Raw genomic sequence first — 24,457 nt, forward strand, 5'->3', positions numbered from 1 at the left:
GTGCAGACAGTTCACGCGGTTTTTCGATCCACGGCATGAAGCTTGCTTTTGGCGGGCTGCCATCCCTTGTCCCAGGAGTCCAGTGTGTCCATACGCGTCGCGTTGAATCATGTCACACATTATCGCTACGACAGGCTGGTTGCACTGTCGCCTCAGGTCGTGCGTCTGCGGCCTGCGCCCCATTGCCGGACCCCGATTCTGTCGTATTCGATGCGGATCGAACCGGCCGGGCACTTCATCAACTGGCAGCAGGACGCGTTCGCCAACTATCAGGCGCGTCTCGTGTTTCCCGAGAAGACGCGCGAATTCAAGGTGACCGTGGATCTGGTCGCCGAGATGGCCGTCTACAACCCGTTCGACTTCTTTCTCGAACCTTCCGCCGAGCAATTCCCCTTCGAGTATGCGCCTGGCCTCGCGCAGGAACTCGCGCCGTACCTCGTCAAACGCACCCCGACGCCGCGCTTCGCCGATTTTGTCGCGAGTATCGACCGGACGCCCAAGCGCACCGCCGACTTCCTCGTCGAACTGAATCAACGCCTGCAGCATGAAATCCGCTATCTGATCCGCATGGAGCCGGGCGTGCAGACGCCCGAGGAAACGCTGACCAAGGCGTCGGGTTCGTGCCGCGATTCGGGCTGGCTGCTGGTCGAGACCTTGCGGCAACTGGGTCTGGCGGCGCGTTTCGTGTCCGGCTATCTGCTGCAGCTCGCGCCCGATACCAAGTCGATCGACGGCCCGAGCGGCACCGAAGTCGACTTCACCGATCTGCACGCCTGGTGCGAGGTGTACTTGCCGGGCGCCGGCTGGATCGGCTTCGATCCGACCTCCGGTCTGCTTGCCGGTGAAGGGCACATTCCGGTCGCCTGCACGCCGGAACCCGGCAGCGCGGCGCCGATCTCCGGCGCGGTCGACGAATCCGAGGTCGAGTTCGAGCACCTCATGTCGATCGAGCGCGTGCTCGAGACGCCGCGCGTCACCAAGCCGTACAGCGAAGAGGTGTGGAGCGACGTCCTGCAGATGGGCGCGCAGGTCGACCAGCAACTGGGCGAGATGGACGTGCGCCTGACGATGGGCGGCGAGCCGACCTTCGTGTCGGTGCGCGACCGCGACGCCGCCGAATGGAACACCGACGCGCTCGGCCCCACCAAGCGCGGCTATGCGGTGGCGCTGATGGACAAGCTGCGCGCGCAGTACGGCGCGAACGGCTTTCTGCATATCGGCCAGGGCAAGTGGTATCCGGGCGAGCAGCTGCCGCGCTGGGCGATGTCGCTCTACTGGCGCGCCGATGGCGAGCCGTGCTGGCAAGACCCGTCGCTCTTTGCCGACGAACGCGCGCCGGGCGCCTACACCGCCGCGGACGCGCAGCGTTTCCTCGCGCATCTGGCAGGCAAGCTGTCGGTCGACGAAGAGTGCATCCACGCCGGTTTCGAGGACGTCTGGTACTACCTGTGGCGCGAGCGCCGTCTGCCGGTCAACGTCGACCCGTTCGATGCGCGGCTGGACGACGAAATGGAGCGCGCCCGTTTGCGGCGGGTGTTCGACGCCGGTTTGACGAGCGCCACCGGTTATGTGCTGCCGCTCGCCCGTGAACGCGACGTGCCGCATCAGCCGGCGACATGGGTCACCGGCCGCTGGTTCCTGCGCGACGAACGCATGTACCTGATCCCCGGCGACTCGCCGATGGGCTATCGCCTGCCGCTCGACTCGCTACCGTGGGTGTCGAAGACCGACTATCCGTATCAGCACGCCCACGATCCGTTTGCGCCCCCGGCGCCGTTGCGCTCGGCCGCGCAATTGCGGATGCAGTACGAAGGCGAATCCCGCAACCTGAGCGCCGCCGACGCGCGCAATGCGGCTGCCTTGTCGTCGTCGGCGGCTGACTTGCTGAGCGGCATGCCGGGCACCGGCGCGTTGGCCTACGCACCGGACCCGCAGCGAGCGCCGGCCCGCGGAGAGTCGTCGAAGGAGACGATCCGCACGGCGATCTGCGTCGAAGCGCGCGACCCGAAACGTGCCGCCGGTCCCAAAGCGGAGACCGAGGCATTCGGCAGCGGCGACAAGCTGCTGCATGTGTTCATGCCGCCGCTCACCGAACTCGACGACTATCTCGACCTGCTCGCCGCAATCGAAGCGACGGCCGCCGAGTTGCGGATGCAGGTGATCGTCGAAGGCTACCCGCCGCCGCGCGACCCGCGCCTGAAAGTGTTGCAGGTGACGCCGGACCCGGGCGTGATCGAGGTGAACATTCACCCGGCGTCGAGCTGGGACCAACTGGTCAGTCACACCGAGTATCTGTACCAGTCGGCGCACGAAACGTATCTCAGCACCGAAAAGTTCATGACCGACGGCCGGCATACGGGGACCGGCGGCGGCAATCACTTCGTGCTCGGCGGCGCGACGCCGGCCGACAGTCCGTTCCTGCGCCGTCCCGATCTGCTCGCCAGTTTGATCGCGTACTGGCACAACCATCCGTCGCTGTCGTATCTGTTCTCGGGGCTCTTTATCGGGCCGACCAGCCAGGCGCCGCGCGTCGACGAGGCGCGTAACGACCAGGTCTACGAGCTGGAGGTGGCGTTCCGCGAATTGCAGCGGCAGATCGACCTGCTCGGCGGGCGCGACAGCGCGAGTTTGCCGGCCTGGATGATCGACCGGTCGCTGCGCAACATCCTGATCGACGTGACCGGCAACACGCACCGCGCCGAGTTCTGTATCGACAAGCTGTATTCGCCGGATGGCCCGACCGGCCGCCTCGGCCTGCTGGAGTTGCGCGGCTTCGAAATGCCGCCGCATGCGCGCATGAGTCTCGTGCAGCAGCTGTTGCTGCGCGCGCTGGTGGCGCGTTTCTGGCACACGCCGTACACGGAGCGGCTCACGCGCTGGGGCACCGAGCTGCACGACCGGTTCCTGCTCGGCACCTTCGTGAAGATGGATTTCGACGACGTGCTGGGCGAATTGAATGAGGCCGGTTTTGCGTTCGACAGCAGCTGGTTCGCGCCGCACTTCGAGTTCCGTTTCCCGCTGGTTGGCACGGCGACCGTCAACGGCGTCGCGCTGACCATCCGCAACGCGCTCGAACCGTGGCACGTGATGGGCGAGGAGGGCTCGGCGGGCGGGACGGTGCGGTACGTGGATTCGTCGGTAGAGAGGCTCGAAGTGCACGCGCTCGGCCTGAACGGCAACCGCCATGTGCTGGCCGTCAACGGCGTGCCGGTGCCGTTGCAGCCGACCGGCCGCGTGAGCGAGTATGTGGCCGGCGTGCGGTTTCGCGCATGGTCGCAGCCGTCGGCGCTGCATCCCACCATCGGCGTGGACGCGCCGCTCACTTTCGATCTGGTCGATACATGGAGTGGCCGCTCGGTGGGCGGATGCCAGTATCATGTCGCACATCCGGGTGGGCGCAGTTACGATACCTTCCCGGTCAACGCCTACGAGGCGGAAAGCCGGCGGCGCTCACGCTTCTTCGCGTCCGGGCATACGCCGGGGCCGCTCGCGGTGGACACGCCGCAGCGCAGCCTCGAGTTTCCGTTCACGTTGGACTTGCGCTACTGGTAAAACGCAGCAGACCTTTAAACCGACACGATCTTGGCCTTTCAATCGACTTTTCCCTTCGAAACGTCCGCGGCGCGCGCGGACGCTTCTTCCCTGCTGCGGCTGTTGCCGGCCTACGAAGGACACTGGGACGAGTTGCGCGACGTGTCGGGCGCGCTGCGCGAGCCGTGGCGGCAATTTTTCGAGCGGCTCGGCGAAGACGGGATCGCGCGGCTGGATCACAACTGTGCTTCGGTCGCGCAGCAGGTCCGCGACAACGACATCAGCTACAACGTCTATGCGGACAACGGCGTGCCGCGGGCCTGGGCGCTCGACCTGCTGCCGTTCCTGATCAGCGAGGACGAGTGGGCGCATATCGAGCGGGGCGTGACGCAGCGCGCGCATCTGCTCAATGCGATCGTCGCCGATATCTACGGGCCGCAGACCCTGCTTCAGCGCGGGCAGTTGCCCCCCGCGCTGGTATTCGGGCATCCGGGCTATCTGCGCTCGGTGAAAGGCTTCACGCCGCCGGGCGGCCACTACCTGCAAGTGGTCGCGCTCGATCTGGCGCGCCCGCCGAGCGGCGAGTGGACCGTGATGGCGCACCGCACCGAGGCGCCCTCCGGCCTCGGTTACGCGCTGGAGAACCGGCTGATCGTGTCGAGCCTGTTCGCCGATCCGTTCCGCACGATGCACGTGAGCCGCCTCGCACCGACCTATTCGCAACTGATCGCGACGCTCGTGCAGGCGGCGCAGGCCACCATGCGGCACGACGCGCCGGAAAAAGATCATTCGCCGCATATCGCGTTGCTCACGCCGGGGCCGTTTAGCGAAACCTACTTCGAGCACGTATTTCTCGCGCGCTATCTCGGCGTCACGCTGGTCGAAGGCAAGGACCTGACGGTGCGCGACGACATGCTGTACCTGAAGACGCTCGCCGGTCTCGAACGCGTGCACGTCGTACTGCGCCGTCTGGACGATGCATTCTGCGACCCGGTCGAACTGCGCGCCGATTCCACCATCGGCGTCCCCGGTCTGTTGCAGGTGATGCGCGCGGGCAACGTGATCGTCTCGAACGTGCCGGGCTCGGGCTTTGTCGAATCGCCGGCTTTGCATGGTTTTCTGCCGGGCATTGCGGAGGTCCTGCTCGACGAAGATCTCGTGTTGCCGAGCGTGCCGACCTGGTGGTGCGGCGAAGAGGCGGCGCGCGAGCATGCCTTTGCGCATCTGGACGAAGCGTTTGTCGTGCCGACGTGGCCGGTCGCGCCGCGCGATGCGCCGCCCGGCGTCGAGCAGGGCACCCAGCGGCTCGCGGCGTGGCGCGAGCGCATCGAAACCATGCCCGACACTTTCACGATCCAGCAGCCGCTGCACTTTTCGTGCACGCCGCGCTACGAAGACGGCACGCTTGGCCGCCGCCCCTCGGTGTTGCGCGTGTACGCGATCGCCGATTTCAACGGCGGCTGGCATGTGATGCCCGGCGGCTTCACGCGAATGGCCGCCGACCGCCAGGCAACCGTCTCGATGCAGTACGGCGGCAGCAGCGTCGATACGTGGGTGCTGTCGAGCCAGCCCACTTCGACCTTCACGCTGCTGCCTTCGCCGATGCAACCCGCGGACCTCGCGCGCAAGCATCGGACCGTGTCGAGCCGGGCGGCGGAAAATCTCTTCTGGGCCGGACGTTACGGCGAACGCTCCGAAAACAACGTGCGGCTCCTGCGGCTGATTCTCGACTCGCTGGAAGGCAACGATGCCGACGCGATGTTCCCCACGCTGGTCGAGCTCGCCATGCACTGCGGTCTCGTGCAGGCCGGCGACATGTTTTCGCCGAGCTCGCCGCAAGCGTTCGAGCGTGCGCTGGTCGCGAACCTGAGCGAGGCCACCGGCCCCGCGAGCATCGGCCAGAACCTCGCGTGGCAAGCGCGTTCGAACGGCGAGGTGCGTGGGCGGCTGTCGAACGATCACTGGCGCACGATTCTCGCGGCGCGTAACGACTTCCGCGATGCGTTGCAGGAACTGATGCCGGCGACGGGCTCGAACGGCAATGGAGCGCAAGGCAATGGCCGCGCTGAGCGCGTCGAGCGCATCGACCGTTATGACCGCGTGACGCTGATAAGCGCGCTCGAGCGCCTGTCGGTGCAACTGTCGGCGATCAGCGGCGCGCAAGGCGACCGCATGACGCGCGACGAAGCCTGGCGCCTGCTGTTCGCGGGGCGGCACATCGAGCGCGTATCGGCGATGACGTCGATTCTGCGCGTGGTCGCCGACAAGGGGCAGCTCGCCACGCCCGCCGGCTTCGATCTGCTACTGCAGCTGTTCGACAGCACGCTGACGTATCGCGCGCTCTATCCGGGCCGCTTCGAAGTGCCTGCCTTGCTCGATCTGCTGGTCATCGAGCCGACCAATCCGCGCGCCCTGTATGGCGTCTATGAGCGCCTGCGCAAGAAGCTCGACGAGATTGCCGTGGCGGCGGGCAGCATGCGGCATCGTCCGTTCGCGGAGCTGATGCCGCCCGCCGGATCGTTGCCGACGCTGGAGCGTCTGTGCGCGACCGACGAAGACGGCACCTACGCCGACCTGATCGCGGTCTGCGATCAGGTCGGCAGCTTTGTCGCCGCGGCGGCGCATGAGATCAGCGCGCGCTATTTCAGTCACGCGAGTACCGTTGCATCGCAGGTGTGGTCATGAAGAGCACGCAAACCGTATTGTCCGTATCGCATCGCACCACCTATCACTACTCGACCTACGTCGAGACCGCGCAGCATCTCGCGACGATCCGGCCGATCGTGTGCGCGTGGCAGCGCGTGGTGTCGCATAGCGAGCGGATCGAGCCGGAGCCGTCGTATCTGAATAGCCGTATCGATGCATTCGGCAACGACGTGCTGTACTTCGCTCTGGACGCCCCGCACGAACGCCTGCAACTGGTGAGCGAAACGACGGTGGCGCTCACGCCGCGCTGGACCGACCTCGATCCGCTCGCGACACCCGAATGGGAAGACGTGGCGGACGCGCTGCGCTTTCGCGTCGGCGGCCAATTCCGGCGTGAAGCCGAATTCTGTTTCGCGTCGCCGAATATCGTGCCGCGGCCGTCGCTGCGCGACTATGCGTTGTCCAGCTTTCCACCGGGCACGCCAATCGCGGCGGGTGCGATCGATTTGATGCACCGGATTCACGAGGACTTCGAATACAAACCCTCCGCGACGATGTTCGATACGCCTGCCGACCGCGCTTTTGAGTTGAAGAACGGCGTGTGCCAGGATTTCGCGCAGGTGATGATCGGCTGCTTGCGCTCGCTGGGCTTGCCGGCGCGGTATGTGAGCGGTTATCTGCGTAACGATCCGCCGCCGGGGCAGCCGCGGCTGATCGGTGCGGATGCGTCGCATGCGTGGGTGTCGGTGTATTGCCCGGGCAGCGGCTGGATCGACCTCGATCCGACGAACGACGTGCTTGCCGATATGGATCACGTGACGCTCGCGATCGGGCGCGATTACAGCGACGTGTCGCTGCTGCGCGGAATGATCCTCGGCGGCGGGGCGCATCGGGTGGAGGTGGGGGTCACGGTGCTGGCACTTGACTCTGTGCGTATGCACATATAGACTACAGAGCATGAACCGTCCTCTCTCTTACGACGAATGCAACTGTTTCGCGCTGCGCCAGGCGGCGCGGCACGTTACGCAGATCTACGAACGCCATCTCGGGCAGGTCGGGCTCACGGCTGCGCAGTTCACCATCCTCGCCAAGCTGGCGCGCGCGCCCAATACGTCGATGGCGGACCTTGCCGACGCCATGGTGATGGAGCGAACCACCCTGGTCCGTGCCATGAAGCCTTTGCAGCGTGACGGTCTGGTGACCGCGGAGTCGGCTGAGCACGACGGGCGTACTTTTCTGTTCAGTCTCACGGAAGAGGGCGAAACGACCTTCGACCAGGCGGTCATCGCCTGGCGGGCCGCGCAAGACGAGTTCGAAGAAAAGTTCGGCCACGCACGCGCGAAAGCGCTGCGCTCCGAGTTGTTCAGCATGACAGGCTAACAGGCGCGCAAGCTCGTTCCCGCGAGCTTCAGTTCGTCTTTGTATGTGCATACGCACTTTTTAAAAAGGAAGCGCGCCAATGGAAGGCTTACTCGACGACGACTGCTTTGCGATCCGTCAGGCCGCGCGCTACGTATCGCAGCTTTACGACCGCCATCTGGCGAACGTCGGCCTCACCATCACGCAGTTTTCGCTGATGGGTCGCTTAAGGCGCGAGGGCTCGATGACGATGAGGCAACTGGCCGAAGCCATGCGCATGCAGCGCACCACGCTGGTCCGCACGATCCAGCCGCTGCGGCGCAACGGGCTGGTGTCGAGCGAAGCGCTCGGCCAGGACGTGCGGGCATTGTCGATATCACTCACCTCTGCAGGTGAAGAGCGGCTCAAGGCGGGACGCGAACATTGGTATGCGGCACAAGCCGAATTCGAGCACCGTTTCGGCGAGCAACGCGCGGCAGCATTGCGCGGGGAACTGTTTGCGATGACACGAGATTCCATCTGAAGCCAGCAGCCAGCAGCCAGCAGCCGGCAACCAGCAGCCAGCGGAGCCAAGGCCGGCGCAGCAGAATCGCGCCGTTTTTTTCAGCCTAACCAGTGCATACGCACATTTAATCATGTCCACTACACCATCGACTTTTGCACCGCCCAGCGCCGCCACCGCCGCCAAAGCTGCACGGCGTATTCCGTGGATGCTGCTGGCGATCATCACGGTGCTCGCCGTGCTGGCGATCGCCGCGTCGTACTGGTTTATCGCCGGCCGCTTTGTCGAAACGACCGACGATGCGTACGTAGGCGGCGACGTCACGGTCATGGCGCCGAAGGTGAATGGTTTCGTGACCGATGTGCTGGTGAGCGACAACCAGTTCGTGCACGCGAACCAGGTGCTGATCCGGCTCGACGCGCGCGACTATGACGCCCGCCTCGCGCAAGCCACCGCCGAAGTGCAGAGCGCACAAGCCGCGGTCGTCGAATTGCAGGCGAAGAAATCCTTGCAGCTCGCCACCATCAACGAGCAGGCCGCCGAGGTCCGCGCCTCGGGCGCCGAGTTGACGCGTAGCGCGGCCGACCAGGCGCGCTATCGCGAGCTGGTGAAAGACGATGCGGTATCGAGCCAGGTCGTCGAGCGCGCCGACGCCGATCTGACCAAGGCGCATGCCGCGGTGGACCGCAGCAGCGCGGCATTGACCGCGGCGCAACGCCAGCTCGCCGTGCTCGACGCGCAGATCGGCGACGCCGAGGCGCGCATCGCAACCGCGCAGGCAGCGCAGCGCGTCGCGGCGTTGAACGTCGAGTACACGACGATACGTTCGCCGATCGACGGCTATGTCGGCAATCGCACCGCACGCGTCGGCCTGCTGGCGAATACCGGTGTTTCGCTGCTCACGGTGGTGCCGTCGAACGGCTTGTGGATCGACGCCAACTTCAAGGAAGACCAGTTGAAGAAGATGCGCGTCGGCGACAGCGTCGATGTCGATCTCGATGCGTCGAGCAAACGCATTCGCGGCGTGGTGGAGAGCCTGGCACCCGCGACCGGCGCGACCTTCAGCGTGCTGCCCGCGGAAAACGCCACCGGCAACTTCACGAAGATCGTGCAGCGCGTGCCGGTGCGAGTGCGCCTCACCGTGCCCAAAGACATGCAAGGCGTGCTGCGTCCCGGCTTGTCGGCGACGGTGAAGGTTCATCTCGACGCGAACACCGCACCGGCTCGCGGATAACGATCATGAGCCACGCTCATCCCGCCAATCCCGCCGACCAGCCGACGCGCACCAAAGCCTTCGCGTTCGCGCTGATGTGCCTCGGCTTTTTCATGGCGACGCTCGATATCCAGATCGTTGCGTCGTCGCTCAAAGATATCGGCGGGGGCTTGTCCGCGAGCCAGGACGAACTCTCGTGGGTGCAGACCTCGTATCTGATCGCCGAGATTCTGGTGATTCCAATGTCCGGCTGGCTCACGCGCGTGTTCTCGACGCGCTGGCTGTTCGCGTTCTCCGCGCTCGGCTTCACGATCACCAGCATGCTGTGCGGCCTCGCGTGGGACATCAATTCGATGATCCTGTTTCGCGGCCTGCAAGGCGCGCTCGGCGCCGCCATGATTCCGACGGTGTTCACCACCGCGTTCGTGCTGTTCCCCGGCAAGCAACGGCTGATTGCGTCCACCACCATCGGCGCGCTGGCGTCGCTCGCGCCGACCATCGGCCCGGTGATCGGCGGCTGGATCACGTCGCAATGGTCGTGGCATTGGCTGTTCTATCTGAACCTGGTGCCGGGCATCGCCGTCACGCTGATGGTGCCGAAGTACGTTCATATCGACCATGTCGATCTTTCGCTGCTTAAAAAAGGCGATTACCTCGGCATTCTGCTGATGTCCGGTTTCCTGGGCTGCCTCGAATACGTGCTGGAAGAAGGCCCGCGCAAGAACTGGTTCGGCGACGACGTGATCGTTCTGTGCACATGGGTCTCGGCGATCTGCGGCTTTCTGTTCATCGTGCATGCGTTCACGGCGAAAGAGCCGATCGTCGATTTGCGCGCGCTGGCGATCCGCAACTTCGGCATCGGCAGCCTGCTGTCGTTCATCACCGGCATCGGGATTTTCTGTGCGGTGTTTCTGACGCCGGTGTTTCTGTCGCGCGTGCGCGGCTTCGATTCGTTGCAGATCGGTTTGGCCTTGCTGTCGGTCGGATGCTTTCAACTGCTGGCGCTGGCTGCCTATTCGACGCTGGCCCGTTTTATCGACATGCGCTTGCTGATGATCGTCGGGCTCGTGCTGTTCGGCGTCGGCTGTTATCTGTATGTGCCGTTGACGAATCAATGGGGCTGGCAGGAGCTGCTGATTCCGCAGGCGCTGCGCGGCATCGGCCAGCAGTTTTGCATTCCGCCGATCGTGACGATGGCGCTCGGCTCGCTGCCGCCATCGCGGCTGCGCTCGGCAAGCGGGCTGTTCAACCTGATGCGCAATCTCGGCGGCGCGATCGGCATCGCCGTCAGCAGCACGATGCTCAACGATCGGCTGAACCTGCATTACGAGCGGCTCGACGAGCATGTGAGCGCCGGCCGCCCCGTTGTCGAATCGATTTTGCAGCAACAGAGCGCGCACTTCGCGGCAGTCGGCGGCGATGCGCTCAATGCGGCGAACGCGGGCCTCGGCGTCTTGCATGCCTTGTTGATGCGCGAAGCGCTCGTGCTGACTTTTTCCGATACTTTTCTCGCGTTGTCGCTGTGTTTCGTGGTCGGTTTGCTCAGCGTGGCGTTTTCCCGACCGTTCGGCAACACCGCGCCGCCACCCGACGCTCATTGAGGAACCCGCATGAAATCGATCGTGATGAAAGCGCTGGCGAGCGCGGCCCTGCTCAGCCTTGCGGCGTGCGCGGTGCAACCGGCCATGCACCCGGACCTGCCGCACACCGTGCAGACGGTCGCGCCGGGCGCATGGAACGTCGACGCGCCGCAAGACAGCGTGACCGCGCGCATCTGGTGGACGCAATTCGGCGACCCGGTGATGCATCAACTGGTCGAATCGGTGCTGACCAGCAATCTCGACGTGCAGGCGGCAGTGGAGCGCGTGAAGCAGGCGCAGGACCTCACCACGCAGACTCGCGCCGCACTGTTGCCGGAACTGAACGCGAGCGCCAATGCGTCCGACGCACGCCAGAACACGCCGCCGCCGCTCGGTTATGTGCGCGAGGCCGGCGTCGGCGTGACGGCGAGCTGGACGCCGGACGTCTTCGGCGGCGAACGTCTCGCGGTGCTCGCGGCGCAGGCGCAGGTGTCGGGCCGACAGGCGGCCTTGAACCAGCTGCGTCTCGCGCTAGCGGCGAACACGGCGGCGGCTTATATCGATCTGCGCTGGGCACAGTCGCAATTGCAGATTCTCAGCGACAACGAGCAGATCCGCGCTCGTGCGTTGAAGCTCACGCAGGAGCGTCTGCATTACGGGCTGTCGACGCAGCTCGACGTTTCCCGCGCGCTGAATCAGTTGCAGGATTTGCAGGCGCAGATTCCGCGCGTGCAATCGACCGTGCAGCATCAGCTGAGTCTGATCGCGGTGTATTCGGGGCGCACGCCGGAAAGCGTCGACAGCTTGCTGCTCGCGAATGCGCGCGAGATTCCGGTGCCCGCGCAAAGCGTGCCGCAGACGCTGCCGTCCGAAGCACTGCTGCAGCGTCCCGACGTCCGCAATGCGTATGCCACGGTCGAACAGCGCGCGGCGGAAGTGGGCGTGTCGAAGGCACAGCGCTATCCGCAGTTCAGGCTCAATCTCGCCGACGGCCTGCTCGCGTCGTCGTATCTCGGCTTGCCGACACTCACCGACAACCTGTTCAGCGCCGCGTTGAGCGCGACGAGTCCGATCTTCAACGCTGGCCGGATCACCGCGAACATCGACGCGAGCGAGAGCCGTATGCGCGAATCGCAACTCGGTTTGCAGCAAACCATGCTGCAAGCGCTCAAGGAAATCGAGGACAACCGCAGCGATCTGGTGAATGGCGCGGTGCAGGTGGAGCGCCTGGGCGGCGCGCTCGATGCATCGGATCACGCGCTGCGTCTGTCGAGCGAGCTGTATAAGGGCGGCGCGTCGAGTTTCCTCGATGTGCTGAGCGCTCAGGAAGCGTATCTGCGTGACGCGGAATCGTTGAACCAGGCCAAACGCGAGCATGCGCTCGCGGCCGTCGCGTTGTACCGGTCGCTGGGTGGCGGCTGGGATGTGCCTGACACGGTCACGGCCGCGTCAACTAACTGATGCACGGATGCATCGGGTGGAGCGGCAAATGCCGTAGTAGTCCAACTGGAGAGAAACAATGAGTACGCGAGAAGTAGTGATCTGCAATCCGGTGAGAACGCCGATCGGCGCGTTCGGCGGATCGCTGAAAGATGTGCCCGCAACCGAACTCGGCGCGATCGCGGTACGCGAGACCCTGCATCGCAGCGGTCTCGATGCGGCGGCGTTGGCGTCGGTGGTGATGGGCAACGTGATTCAGGCCGGCAACAAGATGAATCCGGCGCGCCAGGCGTCGATCGGCGGCGGCGTGCCGGTGGCCGTGCCGGCGCTGACAGTCAATCGCGTATGCGGCTCGGGCGCCCAGGCGATTGCGTCGGCGGCGCAGGAAATCTGGCTGGGTTTTGGCGATGCGGCCGTTGCGGGCGGCATGGAAAACATGGACCGTGCGCCGTATCTGCTCGACGGCGGCCGCTGGGGCTACCGGATGGGCAACGCGCAAATCCATGACAGTCTGCTGCGCGACGGCCTGAACGACGCGTTTTCCGGCGAGCATTCCGGCTGGCATACCGAAGACCTCGTCACGCAATTCGACATCACGCGCGAAGCACAGGACCGCTGGGCCGCGCGTTCGCAACAACGCTTTGCCGACGCACAGGCGCGCGGCGACTTCAATGCCGAGCTGGTCGCCGTGGAAACGCAGGGACGCAAAGGCCCGCAGCGTTTTACGAGCGATGAACAACCGCGTCCGGACACGACCGTCGAAACGCTGGCCAAACTGCGTCCGGCGTTTCGTCCCGACGGCACGATCACCGCGGGCAACGCACCGGGATTGAACAGCGGCGCAGCGGCGATGCTGGTCGCCGAGCGCGGATTTGCCGAAGCGCGCGGCATCGAACCGTTCGCGCGGCTGGTGGCTTACGGCGTCGCGGCAGTGGAGCCGGGCATGTTCGGCCTCGGTCCGGTGCCGGCCGTGCAATTGGCGCTGGCGCGCGCCGGCTGGCAGTTGGCCGATGTCGAGCGCTTCGAGATCAACGAAGCCTTCGCCGCCGTGCCGATTGCGGTGGCGCACAAACTCGGCATCGCGGACGAGCTGATCAACGTGCAAGGCGGCGCCATCGCGCACGGTCATCCGATCGGCGCAACCGGCGCGGTACTCACTACGCGTCTGCTTCATTCGCTGCGCCGCGATGGTCTGAAGCGCGGCATCGTGACGTTGTGCATCGGCGGCGGGCAGGGGATTGCGCTGGCGTTGGAACTGATCTGACTGACTGTCGAGGGCATCCCCCTAAATGAGGTGGAAGTGTCGTGGCGTACCGCCTAAACTCATTGAGGATTTGGCGCGTCGCCAGCGTTCGTCGGCAACGACGTGAGAACGGAGTTCGGTTCGGGGCCGGCGATAAGGTCGCCCACGCGGACCGCTGCAATCTCAGGCACAGGGGGGACCGGCACCATGGCCGAAGTACCGACCGAGCGGCTCAAGCTCAAGGAAACGCGCTTTCTGTCACCCCCTGTCGTCGGCGAGCCGCTGTATCAGTGCGCTAAAGCGCTGGTGATCCTCGGGTTCGATCCCGGGGCCACGCTCGATGTTGAACGCAACGGCGCGCTTTTCTTGAGCGGCGTGCCGGGCGGCTTTCCACAACCGCAGGGAGCGATCCTCAGCCTACCGGCCGCGCTCGCGGCTGGCGACGTCATTCGCGCGCGGCAGAAGGCGAACGGCTTGACGAGCGGCTGGTCCGTTGCCGTGACCGTACGTGACCACACGCAGGACTTTCCCGACGGGCCACCGCGACCGCAGATCGATCCGGCGCCGGTTTACCAGTGCGGCTCACGCACGGGGGTCAACAATCTGTTGACCGGTTGCGATGTATGGATCACCGCCGACGGCGTCGAAGTCGGCAAGGTCAAGGGGGCAGCACCTCATCAGGGCATCAACGTGACGCCCGACTACGGCCTCGGCCAGCAGGTGCGCGCGTGGGCGATGATGTGCAAGGACCCGAGTCCACCCTCCCTGGCCTACGACACCATCGCTCCGCCCAATCCGCTTCCCACCCCTGGCATCGACGCGGCATACGCGGGCGCGCAGCAGATCCGCATCAACAATCTAGTGAATGGCGCCCGCTTCGAGCTGTCGCTCAACGGCGCCTCACTCGGCGTCTGGCGTACCTGGGGCTACGCACACCTGGTTGGGTTGCCGGCGCCGCTCAATACCGGCGACTCACTGTCGGTCGTGCAACGCATGTGCCCGGGCAACCCGCCCAGCAACCCGGGCGGCACCACCGTCCTGCCATGCTCTGCTCTGCCCGCACCGCAGGTGGCGGCCGTTCAATGCAGCGACCAGTTTGTCACGGTCACTCAGATCGCGACGGGCGCAACGGTGAAGGTGTATGTCAATCACGTGAAGGCCGGCGAAGGCGGGGGGCCGACCGTTTTGCTGAAAGCGCCTGTCCAGCACGGCGACGTCGTCGACGTGGTCCAGCAGGTCGGCACCTGCGTGAGCCACCTGGCGCAAGAGCTGCAATGCCTGTGCGTGGCCCCGCCGGTGACGTTCGATCCTTCCGCACTCGACCTGTTTCCTGTCGGCTTCACTGACTACGACGGCGGCACCGTCTCGATCGATGGGCAAACGCTGCATGTACGCGGCAACGTCTTCTACCCGGCCGAAGACGACGGCAGCGGCCAGCCGTTCAACAAGCGCCGCGCCAAACGCGGTCCGGTACCGTTGATCTTCATGGCCCACGGTAACCATTCGCCGGCGGATCCGAGTTATCTCGGCTATGACTACTTTCAGAATGCGCTCGCCAAGATGGGTTTCGCCGCGATCTCGGTCGATTGCAACGAGCTCAACGGCAACACGGCAGGCGCCGGCAACATCCTTGACCGCGCCGATCTGATCAACGCGTCGATCGCGCACTTCCAGGCGCTGAACGGCACTGATCCGCTGCTCAAGAACAAGCTCGACTTCAGCAAGGTCGGACTGATGGGCCACTCGCGAGGCGGCGAAGCCGTGGTGATTGCGCCGGTCCGAGCCAGCAAGCCGGCCAATGCGGTCGTGCTCGCCGTCCTCTCGCTGGCGCCGACCGACTGGGGTGCGACAAGCGGCCCGCCAACCGGCTACGAATTCCAGACGCTGCTGCCCGCTGCCGACGGCGACGTGCAGAACAACGACGGTGCCAAGTACTACGACCGCTGCCTGCCGCCAGCTTTCAAGTCGCAGCTCTACGTGCACAACGCCTGCCACAACTTCTTCAACCGGCAATGGCTTCTGAACGACAATGGCGGCACGCTACCGACGATGTCGCGCCCGGATCACGAGAGGGTGCTGCTCATCTATGGCTGCGCGTTCTTCCGCAGCGTGCTTGCCGGGCACGGCACGGTCGGATTTCTCACCGGCAACGAGCAGCCGCCGGCCGCGCCGACCGCGCTGGTCCATCTCTCATTCCAGTGGGTCAAGAGCCTCACCGTCGACGGTCAACAGCAGAACAACTGGATCCCAAAGAACAACCTGGGCCAACCAACGAGCCAGAGCGGACTTGCGGCCGGCGAATACGGCCTGAGCCAGACCGCGGCCAATCGCTACAACAACTCGTTCTATGGCGACTCCGTCGGCATGGTGGCGAAACCGAAGAAGACCAACGGCACTTTCCGCTCGCAGCTGCCGGCAAAGACGCATCTCACCAACCAGGAAGTCTGGATTCGCGTAGCCGACGTCTTCGACGGCAGCTTTCCCACGGCCGCGACAGGCTTCGAATTGGGGCTCGAGCTGTCCGGCGGAACGATCCAGTGGGTCGATTCGGATGATGTCGGCGGTGTGCCGCTACCGTTCGATCGTGGCAGCATGACGAAGAGCATGCCATCGACGTTGCGCTTTCCCGTTCGCTGCTTCGCGCTCGGCCGGCGCGATAAGAGCGTGCGGGCAATCCTGTTGCGACTGAAGCGCAAGAACGCCCGGGCGCTGGCGTTCGAAGATCTTCAGATCGTGTAGATGCGGAGACGAACATGACACTTCCCAACGACGGTGCGGCCCGCGAGCCATCGCGAGAGGAAAAACCGATCTCGCTGCCGAAACTCAAGACGGCGATTGCCAGCCGCGTACGGCAGGAGAAGCCGAGGCGCTTCGTGACGCAAGGCAGCGAGTATTTCGAAACCGACGTCATCGAAATCGATGTCGAGACCGATGGTGACTTCGCGATCGCGGGCACCGGACCAGCGTTGTTCGTTGGAGAAGTGCCTATCGTCGACAGCGAGAAGCTGGGCCCGCACCGGTATCGTTTTTTTGCGCCGGGTTCGACTACGCTGCCGGAAGATGCACGTCTCGCGTTGGGACGTGCCGGCTCCGGTGCTCCGCAGCCGGAACAGAAAACGAAGCTGCGACTGCAGTGGAAAACGGCTGCCGGCCGCTAGCCTCAGAAGGAAGGCTTCCCGCCACAGCCCTTGCAAGACGCTGAATTAGCGTTTGATCGCGCGTGTCATCAGATAGTGCTGCCGCAGCATGTTGTTTTCCAGGTGGCGGCCGATGTAGCCGTCCAGCTCGGCGCGGAAGGCCGCCAGCCTGGACGCATCACGTTGCAAGGTCTGCACCAGCTTTACGACCGGCCCAAGTGTCTCCTCCAAAGCTTTTCGGTAGTGCTGTGGGCTTAGTGTCGGAAAGCACATCACGCCGCGGTCGAACACGATGTCAGCGACCGTCTCGCCCAGCCGCTGACGGACAATATTCGGGTCGCCCCATTGCGGCGGGGGCGCTGCGCCCGGGGGCGGCGGCTGGTATTTGCCAACCAGTGCGAACATCTGGCCGACAAAGTGTTCCGGTGGCCAGGTCGAAAACGCGATGGTGCCGCCCGGTTTTAGTACGCGCAGCATTTCCGCAATCGCCACTTCGGGCCGTGGTGCGAACATGTGGCCGAATTGACTTAGCACTACGTCGAAGCTGGCATCGTCATAGGGCAGCGCCTCGACGTCGCCTTCCCGGAAATCGATCTCGACGTCGGCGAGTGCGGCATTCTGCTTCGCGTGCTCGATCAGTGCCGGTGCCAGATCCAGGCCACATACCCGGGCGCCGAGGCGCGCAGCGGTCAGCGCGACCACACCAGTGCCGCAACCGACGTCGAGTACCGATTGCTGTGGAAACACACGCGCATGGCGGACCAATTCAGCCGCCGGCATCGTCGTAACCGCTTCCAGCGGCACAAAGACTGCCCAGGCTTCGCGCTGCAACGTCTTCAGTTCGGCAAAGGGATCGTCAGGCATGGGGACCTCCACGGGAAAGCGTTGGACACTATCAGGGAGAAGATCGTTGGCATTCCACCCGTCAGAGTAGTTCGTGGTGGAGGAGGGTGCAAATCGACTGGACCAAGGTGGGGAGATGGAGTAACTCGTGCTGGATTCCTGGCGCGCGCTTCAACTATTGGCATACCTTTAGTCGATACAGCAAGGGTATCGGGTCGGCTACGGCCAAGTGCCATTTGGAATTTCCGCGTATGCGTCTGCTTCTTGGGCGAGCGGTCAGACGGTTGAGTTCTACGAATGACCGCTTGCGGCGAAAATCATCATTGATGAAACTAGCTCTGGTCAGCATTCAACCATTGCGTTCACCGTCAGACGCTACGGGTATCTCCCCCAAACCATAGTAGATCCGCAAACCCAACGCTCGGCCGAGAGCCACGTCCGCGTCGGCACCGGACGATTCACCCTCGATACGCAGGATCGCATCGCATTGTCGGAGCAGACGATGCGCTGCCGGATAAAGAAACGTTTCGCTGATTTCGTCACCCGTGCGCTGCGATCCCGCCGCGCGGGCCAACGGCAGCGATAGCCATTCGCCAATCACGGGAACGTGCCCGCGCTCGTAGACGGCCAGTGCGGCGCACTCGAGCCGCGACAAATTCTTTGCGATGCGGGCTGGCACGCCATCCGTGCCACTGCGAAACGGTCCGGCGATAAGGATGAGTTGGGGATTCATTAGCGTTGCTCCGCACGTTCGAGCAACGCGACATGCTGCAAGAGCATGATCGTCTTGCCGTCGACGATTTTCCCTTCGTCGATCAGTCGCAACGCCGTTTGCAGCGGCATTTCCATGACTTCCAGATCCTCGCCCTCGTCTTTGACACCGCCACCGTCGCTTACTCGCATCGAGGAGTCGTATTCGCCGATGAAGAAGTAAAGCTTCTCCGTTACCGACCCAGGGCTCATATATGCCTCGAAAACCTTGCGCACGTCGCGAACGCGAAATCCGGTTTCTTCCTCTACCTCATGGCGGATGCGTGCCTCCGGACTCGCATCGTCGAGCAGTCCAGCGGGTGCTTCTATCAGCATGCCGTCGTGCCCGTTCACGAATACCGGCATGCGGAATTGACGCGTGAGCACGACATTGCCCGTTTGTCGGTTATGCAGCAGCATCGTCGCGCCATTTCCGCGGTCGTAAGTCTCGCGGCTTTGACGTTGCCACGTGCCGTCGCGACGCAGGAAATCGAATGTGACTTTCTTAAGTGTGTACCAGTCGTTCGACAGCACCGTCGTATCAACGACGCGAACGCGATCTCGGGTCAACGCCATGGTGTCTCCTGTCGACGCGTGAAGAGCGTTCATGGTATCGTGCAGATTCGTGCAATATCAAGATATTTCGTGCAATCCCATGCTGACGACCCAACGAAAGAAGGCGATTCTCGATGTACTTGCGCGTGACGGTCAGGTGTTGGCCGGCAAGCTGAGCGAGGAATTCGGCGTATCCGAAGACACAATTCGGCGCGACCTGCGTGAACTCGCGGCCGAGGGTCGTCTGCAACGCGTGCACGGCGGTGCGCTGCCGGTGTCTCCAGCGATCGCGCCATTCGGGGTGCGTCAAGATATCGAGTCGACAGCGAAAGAAAAGATTGCGCGTCGCGCCGCCAGCATGATCGCGCCAGGACAGACCGTGATCGTTGACGGGGGAACGACATCGGCCTTGCTCGTCAAGGCGCTTCCGCCGGATTTACGCGCGACGATCGTTACGCACAGTCCGAGCGTCGCCGTGGCACTCGCCGATCACGCGACGGTTGAAGTGATTCTGATTGGCGGATTGCTATTTAAGCATTCGGTCGTCGCGGTCGGTGCGGCCGCGATGGAGGGGATCTCACGCATCCACGCCGACCTGTACTTCATGGGTGTGACTGGCGTTCACGCGACAGCGGGTTTGAGCACGGGGGACTTCGAGGAAGCTGCGATCAAACGTGCGCTCGCTGCGCGCTCTGCAGAGACGGTCGTGCTCGCGTCGTCATCGAAACTAAACGCGGCCTCCCGGTTTGTCATCGGGGACATTACGCTCGCGCAAACCATCGTCGTCGAAGCGCAATGCAGTGCGGAATTGACGAGACCGATTGAGGCGGCGGGCGTAAGCGTTTTGCGTGCTTAGCACGGGCGATTGCTCTGTTGTGCGCGTGACCGAGGTCAGCGCGTTCGGGCCGCTCCGCGGTTGATCCACCGTTCGATGAACCAAGCCCGCGTTTTCGAGTAGCTTGAGATGCTTCGAGACGGCGGCCAGCGACATATTCAGCGGCCGCGCGACTCGCCCCTAAGCGCCAGGCGCTGAAAATAATTTCGGCCGGTGCGATGCATGACCGGGCGCTGGGACGTCTTACTCCACGTTACTAACATGGAGGAGCCCGCAATGGCCAATTTGTCCCGTACCCCCGTCACCCTCATCGGCGCTAGCCGCGGTCTCGGCCGCGTGCTGGCCGAAACCTTTCATCGTCTCGGCGCGCAGGTGCTGGTTGTGGCGCGGGGGCAGGCCGGCCTCGACGCCGTGGCGCGCGACCTGCCGGGCGTGGCGGTGCTGGCCTGCGACGCGTCGGCGGCCGATGCGCCGGACCGCGTGTTCGCCATCCAGGCGCCGCGCATCCTGATCCTGTGCGGCGGCGCCATACCGCCATGCCGCCCCTTCCCCGAGGTCGACTGGGAGGCGTTCAGCGGCAACTGGAACAACGATGTGCGCATGAGCTTCCATTTCCTGCAAGCGGCGCTGAAGCGGCCCCTGCCGCCGGGCGCTACCGTCGTCACGATCACCAGCGGCGCCGTGCGCCAGGGCTCGCCGATTTCCGGCGGCTATGCCGGCGCCAAACAGATGCAGATTTTCATGACCGGCTATGCCCAGAAGGCGGCCGACCGCACTGGCCTCGACCTGCGGTTCCTGTCGCTGGCCCCAGCGCGCCTCATGCCGCAGACGGACATCGGCGCGGCGGCGGTCAAGGGCTATGCCGCCTTTAACGGCACCAGCGAAGCCGCGTTCCTCGAGGCAATGGGGCCGGGGCAGACGCCGCAGCAAGTCGCCGACGTGCTGCTCGACCTGATCGGGGAGGCGCCGCCGGGCGGCAATTTTATCGTTTCCGCCGATGGCGTCGCGGCGCTAAGCTGATGCGAATGGAGACTTCGACCACCGTTCCCGATGCTTCAGGCGTGCCCGATGCGTCAGGCGCCTTTTCCGCCCTGGCCGGCGCCATGCGCAGCGAGCTGAAGCGCCATTGCTATCGCATGATGGGCGGCGTGCAGGACGCCGAGGACTGCGTCCAGGAGACCCTGCTGCGCGGCTGGCGCGAATTCGCCAGCTTACGCGACGGGGCGGCGGGGCGGCCGTGGCTTTACAGCATCGCCACCCGCGTCTGCCTCGACGCCCTGCGCACGCGCCGGCGGCGGCAAACCCTGTTCGGCCCCAGCCTCGATGAGGTCGAGCCGGGGACGGATCCGTGGGTCGAACCGTGGCCGGGCGGGGTTCCGCCGAGCGGCCCCGAGCGCGGGCAGGACATCCGGCTGGCCTTCGTCTCGCTGCTACACGGGCTGCCACCGCGCGCCCGCGCCGTGCTGCTGCTGCACGACGGCGTGGGCATGACGGCGGCGGAGGCGGCGGCCGCGCTCGGCATCAGCGTGGCGGCGGCTCGCAGCGCCCTGCAACGGGCGCGGACCGCCCTGCCGCTGCAGGATGTCGTGGCGGCGGAAGACGCACCGGTGGAGGCCTATGTCGACGCCTGGAACGCGGGCAATGTCGGTGCGCTGATCGGCCTGTTGCACAGGGATATCGTGCTAACCATGCCGCCGTGGCACCGCACATTCACCGGCCGCGACGAGGTGGCGCGCTTCATGACCGGCGTCTGGCCGCGCTATGTCGGCTTCCGCGCTGTGGCCGTCGTCGCCAACGGGCAGCCGGCGGCGGCCGTCTACGCCCGCCGCGGCGACGCGGCTTATCTGCCGCATTCCCTGCATGTCCTGGCTGGCAGCGGACAGGTCGGCGAAGTCGTCCTCTATGCCCCACCGCTCGGCGCGAGCCTGTTTGCGGCTTTCGGCCTGCCGCCGACGGGCTGATGCATAGCGCGTCGGCGGCATCCACGCGTTGTACCCCCGGCATGCGTTGCAGGGCGAACCGATGGCTCTCGCAGCCATTGCAGTGGATTTTTTCGTCACCGGTGACGATGAAATTAATCCGGTCTGCCATGAAGTACGACTTCCGGTTTTGCGTGAGCCCGGCGCCTCGCCTGGGTCGAAACGCTCAAGCCGGTCCGGCATGGCCCGTGCAGATCGAATCGGCCTAGCTTGCCAAATGAATGTCCGCTAACGAGTGCCTACTGAGTCCATTTCATGTGGATTCGACGTGTTGCGAGAAGCGTGCGCCTCCACGGAATGCCTATAACCGGCTTGAGAGCCATGGAATAAGCGCATGCATGCCAGATGCTGCTACTTCCCTATGGCCCAGCTTTCCGGTGCGGTCTGATCGTTCGGTGTCAGTGCGCGACGCGATCTGTTCGTGCCAGGTGATGCTCCAGCTTGTGCAGGCCGATCGTCAGCGCGAACGTCATCAGCCAGTACGCTGCGGCTATGGCCAGGTAAGGCTCCCAGTAGCGGCCGTAGGCACCGGCCACTGTGCGCGCGGCATAGGCCATCTCACCCAGACCGATCGCCGAGACCAACGACGTGTCCTTGAGCAGCGAAATCATGTTATTGCCGAGCGGCGGCAGCATGCGCCGGAACGCCTGCGGGATCACCACATAACGCATCGTCTGTCCATACGTCATGCCCAGCGACAGGCTCGCCTGCTTCTGCCCGCGTGCAATCGACTGGATGCCGGCGCGAAATACTTCCGAGATATACGCGCCGGAGTTCAGCGTCAGCGCCACCACGCCCGAGATCAGAGCCCCGTGATCCTGCTTCAGTGTGCGAGCCAGATCGCCACTGATCAAAAGCCCGTTCACCGGATGGATGAACACCGGCATCACCGCAAAATGCATCAGCAAAATCTGCACGAACAGCGGTGTGCCGCGAAAAAAGCTCACATAGGCGGTCGACGGCCAGCGCAGCAGGTATTGGCACACCGCCCGCCACGGCTGATGTCTCGCCTCGGCCAGCCGCGCCAGCGCCAACAGCAGGCCCAAGGCGCAGCCCATCAGCACACAGGCCACGGTCGTGCCGACGGTGACCAGCGCGCCTTGCCAGAACAGTTGCTTATACTCCACCAGGATGTCCGGACGGAACCACCCGAACCACAAGATCGGATTGCTGTCTTCCATGCTCACTTTAAAAAAAGAAAGGGCCGCAGCGCGGCCAAGGGCTTGTTTGCTCCGCGGCCCGCGCCAGGCCCTGCGCGCGCGGCCGCATCACACCATCACTGCGACTTGAAGTCCTGGTTGAACCACTTCTTATAGATCACGTTGTAGCTGCCATCGGCACGGATCGCAGCAAGACCGGCGTCGATCTTGGCCAGCAAGGCCTTGTCGCCTTTGCGCACGACGATGCCGTAGTACTCCTTGGGGAAGTTCGCATCTTCCACGGTCTTGAGGCCGGGATTCTGCGATACACGGTAGGCGATGACACCGTTGTCGCCAATAGCCGCATCCACGCCGCCCGAAGCCAGTTCGGAGACAATGAGCGGCGTGCTCTCAAAACGGCGGATATTGGGACTGGTCTTGCCTACTTCACGGCTCATGACATCGTCGGCCGTGGAGCCGCTGACCACCGAGACCTTCTTGTCGTCCAAATCCTTCAACGACTTCACCGGACTGTTCTTGGGCACGGCAATCAATTGGCGCGCATCGAAATACGGTGCCGAGAAGTCAAAACTCTGCTTGCGCTTGTCGTTGATGGTGACGCCCGAGATCACCAAGTCGACATCGCCATTGTTGAGTGACGCAAAGATGCTGGTGAACGGCGTATTCACAATACGCAGTTTCAAGTGCTGCTGCTTGGCGATGGCATTGACGATGTCGATGTCAAAGCCGACGATCTGCTTGTCCTTGTTTTCGAACGCGAACGGTGTGTAGGTGGCACTCGATGCCACTACCAGTTCTCGGTCTTGTGCCTGTGCTCCGGTAGACCAAAAAGCACAAGCGGCCACCGAGGTGGCCAGTGTGAGAATGATTTTTTTCATAGCGGCATCGCCCCGGGACACGAAAAAAGAAGGAAATCATATGGCTTTCGTCAGCAAGACCGAACCCAAAACGCTTTGATTCCAAAGCTGCCACATGTATGCGCCACGCCTGGAATCCGTGGCGAAGGATGCAGCCTAAAAGCCTTGGATGGCAAAATGTCCAATGCCTCGAACCGGTAACGGACGAGCAGTATTCGGGCCGACCCCGATCCCACGATGACAGGCGCAGATCACCCCACAAGAGATCAAGGCAACCTGGAAAAAGTCAACGGCGTGCGCAGCGAGGCGACCTAGGTCATCGCTGGCTCGTTTGTTCGTGGTGAGCGCGTAGTCAATGGTACGTCGTCGTAGACGACTGCAGCTTCGTCAGCGCGCCGCCTTTGAATCGGAACCAGCCTTGCGAGCTTTGCATCACGACTTCATCGCCTTGCCAGAACACGCGCTTGACCGTCATACGCTTACCCAGGCGTTGCACAAGTGGCGGATGCTGGCGAAAGTCGTATAGCACCGGCCCGGAGTCAGTTTGCACGAGCGTGCGCGTGACGCTGTCATTCGCGTTGCCGACGTCGTCGAAATGCGTGAGCGTGCTTGCGCTGAAGCGATCGAAAATTTCCTCGTCGAGCGTCCCCTCGAAATTGCGGTCGACGCGTACGAATTGCAATTTACCCGCGGGTGTGAAGAGCGGGCCGGACGCGTTACTTTGCGCATGAACGCAAGTCACGAAAGAGGTGGCTGCGAGCGCAGCGAGGAATATCCGTCTCATGGTTCCTTTCAGATTTAGCGGCGTCTCCGACGACGAGCACGAC

The 24,457-nt window shown here is 64.0% G+C and carries 20 protein-coding genes and 1 pseudogene; 14 read left to right on the top strand and 7 right to left on the bottom strand.

The window, feature by feature from the left end; translation table 11 throughout:
* Window positions 1-84: 84 nt before the first annotated feature.
* The 11 genes from DLM46_RS08850 (at window position 85) to DLM46_RS08900 (ending at window position 16,672) form a co-directional block, all read left to right on the top strand.
* Complete coding sequence (locus DLM46_RS08850; protein ID WP_115100402.1) at window positions 85-3,552, top strand: transglutaminase family protein; 3,468 nt, start codon at window positions 85-87, stop codon at window positions 3,550-3,552.
* A 30-nt stretch (window positions 3,553-3,582) separates the two neighbouring features.
* A complete protein-coding gene (locus DLM46_RS08855) occupies window positions 3,583-6,216 on the top strand; it encodes a circularly permuted type 2 ATP-grasp protein (RefSeq protein ID WP_115100403.1) in 2,634 nt (877 codons plus the stop codon).
* Window positions 6,213-7,124, top strand: coding sequence for a transglutaminase family protein (locus DLM46_RS08860; protein WP_115100404.1), 912 nt, complete (start codon window positions 6,213-6,215; stop codon window positions 7,122-7,124). The genes DLM46_RS08855 and DLM46_RS08860 overlap by 4 nt, the downstream gene beginning before the upstream one ends.
* Before the next feature lie 10 nt (window positions 7,125-7,134).
* The gene (locus DLM46_RS08865; protein ID WP_115100405.1) at window positions 7,135-7,557 is read left to right on the top strand and encodes a MarR family winged helix-turn-helix transcriptional regulator; all 423 of its coding nucleotides are present in this window, start codon (window positions 7,135-7,137) and stop codon (window positions 7,555-7,557) included.
* A 79-nt stretch (window positions 7,558-7,636) separates the two neighbouring features.
* Window positions 7,637-8,059: a MarR family winged helix-turn-helix transcriptional regulator gene (locus tag DLM46_RS08870; protein ID WP_115100406.1), complete on the top strand. Its 423-nt coding sequence runs from the start codon at window positions 7,637-7,639 to the stop codon at window positions 8,057-8,059.
* 112 nt (window positions 8,060-8,171) lie between these two features.
* Window positions 8,172-9,272, top strand: coding sequence for an HlyD family secretion protein (locus DLM46_RS08875; protein ID WP_115100407.1), 1,101 nt, complete (start codon window positions 8,172-8,174; stop codon window positions 9,270-9,272).
* 5 nt (window positions 9,273-9,277) lie between these two features.
* Window positions 9,278-10,852 (top strand): DHA2 family efflux MFS transporter permease subunit, encoded by a 1,575-nt coding sequence (locus DLM46_RS08880; protein ID WP_115100408.1) that lies wholly within the window; start codon window positions 9,278-9,280, stop codon window positions 10,850-10,852.
* A gap of 9 nt (window positions 10,853-10,861) precedes the next feature.
* A complete protein-coding gene (locus tag DLM46_RS08885; protein WP_115100409.1) occupies window positions 10,862-12,292 on the top strand; it encodes an efflux transporter outer membrane subunit in 1,431 nt (476 codons plus the stop codon).
* A 58-nt stretch (window positions 12,293-12,350) separates the two neighbouring features.
* Window positions 12,351-13,535, top strand: coding sequence for a thiolase family protein (locus DLM46_RS08890; RefSeq protein WP_115100410.1), 1,185 nt, complete (start codon window positions 12,351-12,353; stop codon window positions 13,533-13,535).
* A gap of 186 nt (window positions 13,536-13,721) precedes the next feature.
* On the top strand, window positions 13,722-16,253 hold the full coding sequence (locus tag DLM46_RS08895; RefSeq protein ID WP_115100411.1) for a hypothetical protein: 2,532 nt from the start codon (window positions 13,722-13,724) through the stop codon (window positions 16,251-16,253).
* A gap of 14 nt (window positions 16,254-16,267) precedes the next feature.
* Window positions 16,268-16,672, top strand: a complete 405-nt coding sequence (locus DLM46_RS08900) for a hypothetical protein (RefSeq protein ID WP_115100412.1) — start codon at window positions 16,268-16,270, stop codon at window positions 16,670-16,672.
* Between the two features lie 45 nt (window positions 16,673-16,717).
* Here the strand turns inward: DLM46_RS08900 and DLM46_RS08905 are convergent, their stop codons facing one another.
* The 3 genes from DLM46_RS08905 to DLM46_RS08915 form a co-directional block, all read right to left on the bottom strand.
* Window positions 16,718-17,482 carry a class I SAM-dependent methyltransferase gene (locus DLM46_RS08905; protein WP_244306001.1) on the bottom strand — a complete coding sequence of 255 codons (765 nt, stop codon included), beginning with the start codon at window positions 17,480-17,482 and terminating at the stop codon, window positions 16,718-16,720.
* A gap of 361 nt (window positions 17,483-17,843) precedes the next feature.
* Window positions 17,844-18,227, bottom strand: coding sequence for a DUF4406 domain-containing protein (locus DLM46_RS08910; RefSeq protein WP_115100414.1), 384 nt, complete (start codon window positions 18,225-18,227; stop codon window positions 17,844-17,846).
* Window positions 18,227-18,820: an NUDIX domain-containing protein gene (locus DLM46_RS08915; RefSeq protein ID WP_115100415.1), complete on the bottom strand. Its 594-nt coding sequence runs from the start codon at window positions 18,818-18,820 to the stop codon at window positions 18,227-18,229. Before DLM46_RS08915 ends, DLM46_RS08910 begins: the two co-directional genes overlap by 1 nt.
* A 31-nt stretch (window positions 18,821-18,851) precedes the next feature.
* On the opposite strand from DLM46_RS08915, the gene DLM46_RS08920 reads away from it, so the two are divergent.
* Window positions 18,852-19,655 carry a DeoR/GlpR family DNA-binding transcription regulator gene (locus DLM46_RS08920; protein WP_115100416.1) on the top strand — a complete coding sequence of 268 codons (804 nt, stop codon included), beginning with the start codon at window positions 18,852-18,854 and terminating at the stop codon, window positions 19,653-19,655.
* Between the two features lie 84 nt (window positions 19,656-19,739).
* Here the strand turns inward: DLM46_RS08920 and DLM46_RS40900 are convergent.
* Window positions 19,740-19,796, bottom strand: a pseudogene (locus DLM46_RS40900) (hypothetical protein); the annotation flags it as partial.
* A gap of 114 nt (window positions 19,797-19,910) precedes the next feature.
* Between DLM46_RS40900 and DLM46_RS08930 the strand changes: the two are divergent.
* Together DLM46_RS08930 and DLM46_RS08935 are read left to right on the top strand one after the other, a co-directional pair.
* The gene (locus DLM46_RS08930) at window positions 19,911-20,654 is read left to right on the top strand and encodes an SDR family oxidoreductase (RefSeq protein ID WP_165847932.1); all 744 of its coding nucleotides are present in this window, start codon (window positions 19,911-19,913) and stop codon (window positions 20,652-20,654) included.
* 5 nt (window positions 20,655-20,659) lie between these two features.
* The gene (locus DLM46_RS08935; protein ID WP_165847933.1) at window positions 20,660-21,595 is read left to right on the top strand and encodes an RNA polymerase subunit sigma-70; all 936 of its coding nucleotides are present in this window, start codon (window positions 20,660-20,662) and stop codon (window positions 21,593-21,595) included.
* A gap of 416 nt (window positions 21,596-22,011) precedes the next feature.
* Here DLM46_RS08935 and DLM46_RS08945 read toward each other — a convergent pair whose 3' ends face one another.
* From DLM46_RS08945 to DLM46_RS08955, 3 genes are all read right to left on the bottom strand, one after another.
* Entirely contained in the window at window positions 22,012-22,794 is a 783-nt protein-coding gene (locus DLM46_RS08945) for an amino acid ABC transporter permease (RefSeq protein WP_115100419.1), read from the bottom strand.
* Between the two features lie 95 nt (window positions 22,795-22,889).
* Window positions 22,890-23,651 carry a basic amino acid ABC transporter substrate-binding protein gene (locus DLM46_RS08950; RefSeq protein ID WP_115100420.1) on the bottom strand — a complete coding sequence of 254 codons (762 nt, stop codon included), beginning with the start codon at window positions 23,649-23,651 and terminating at the stop codon, window positions 22,890-22,892.
* 331 nt (window positions 23,652-23,982) lie between these two features.
* Window positions 23,983-24,414, bottom strand: coding sequence for a hypothetical protein (locus DLM46_RS08955; RefSeq protein ID WP_115100421.1), 432 nt, complete (start codon window positions 24,412-24,414; stop codon window positions 23,983-23,985).
* Window positions 24,415-24,457: the final 43 nt, after the last annotated feature.

The sequence above is a fragment of the Paraburkholderia lacunae genome, assembly GCF_003353175.1.
In the GTDB taxonomy this organism is placed as follows: domain Bacteria; phylum Pseudomonadota; class Gammaproteobacteria; order Burkholderiales; family Burkholderiaceae; genus Paraburkholderia; species Paraburkholderia lacunae.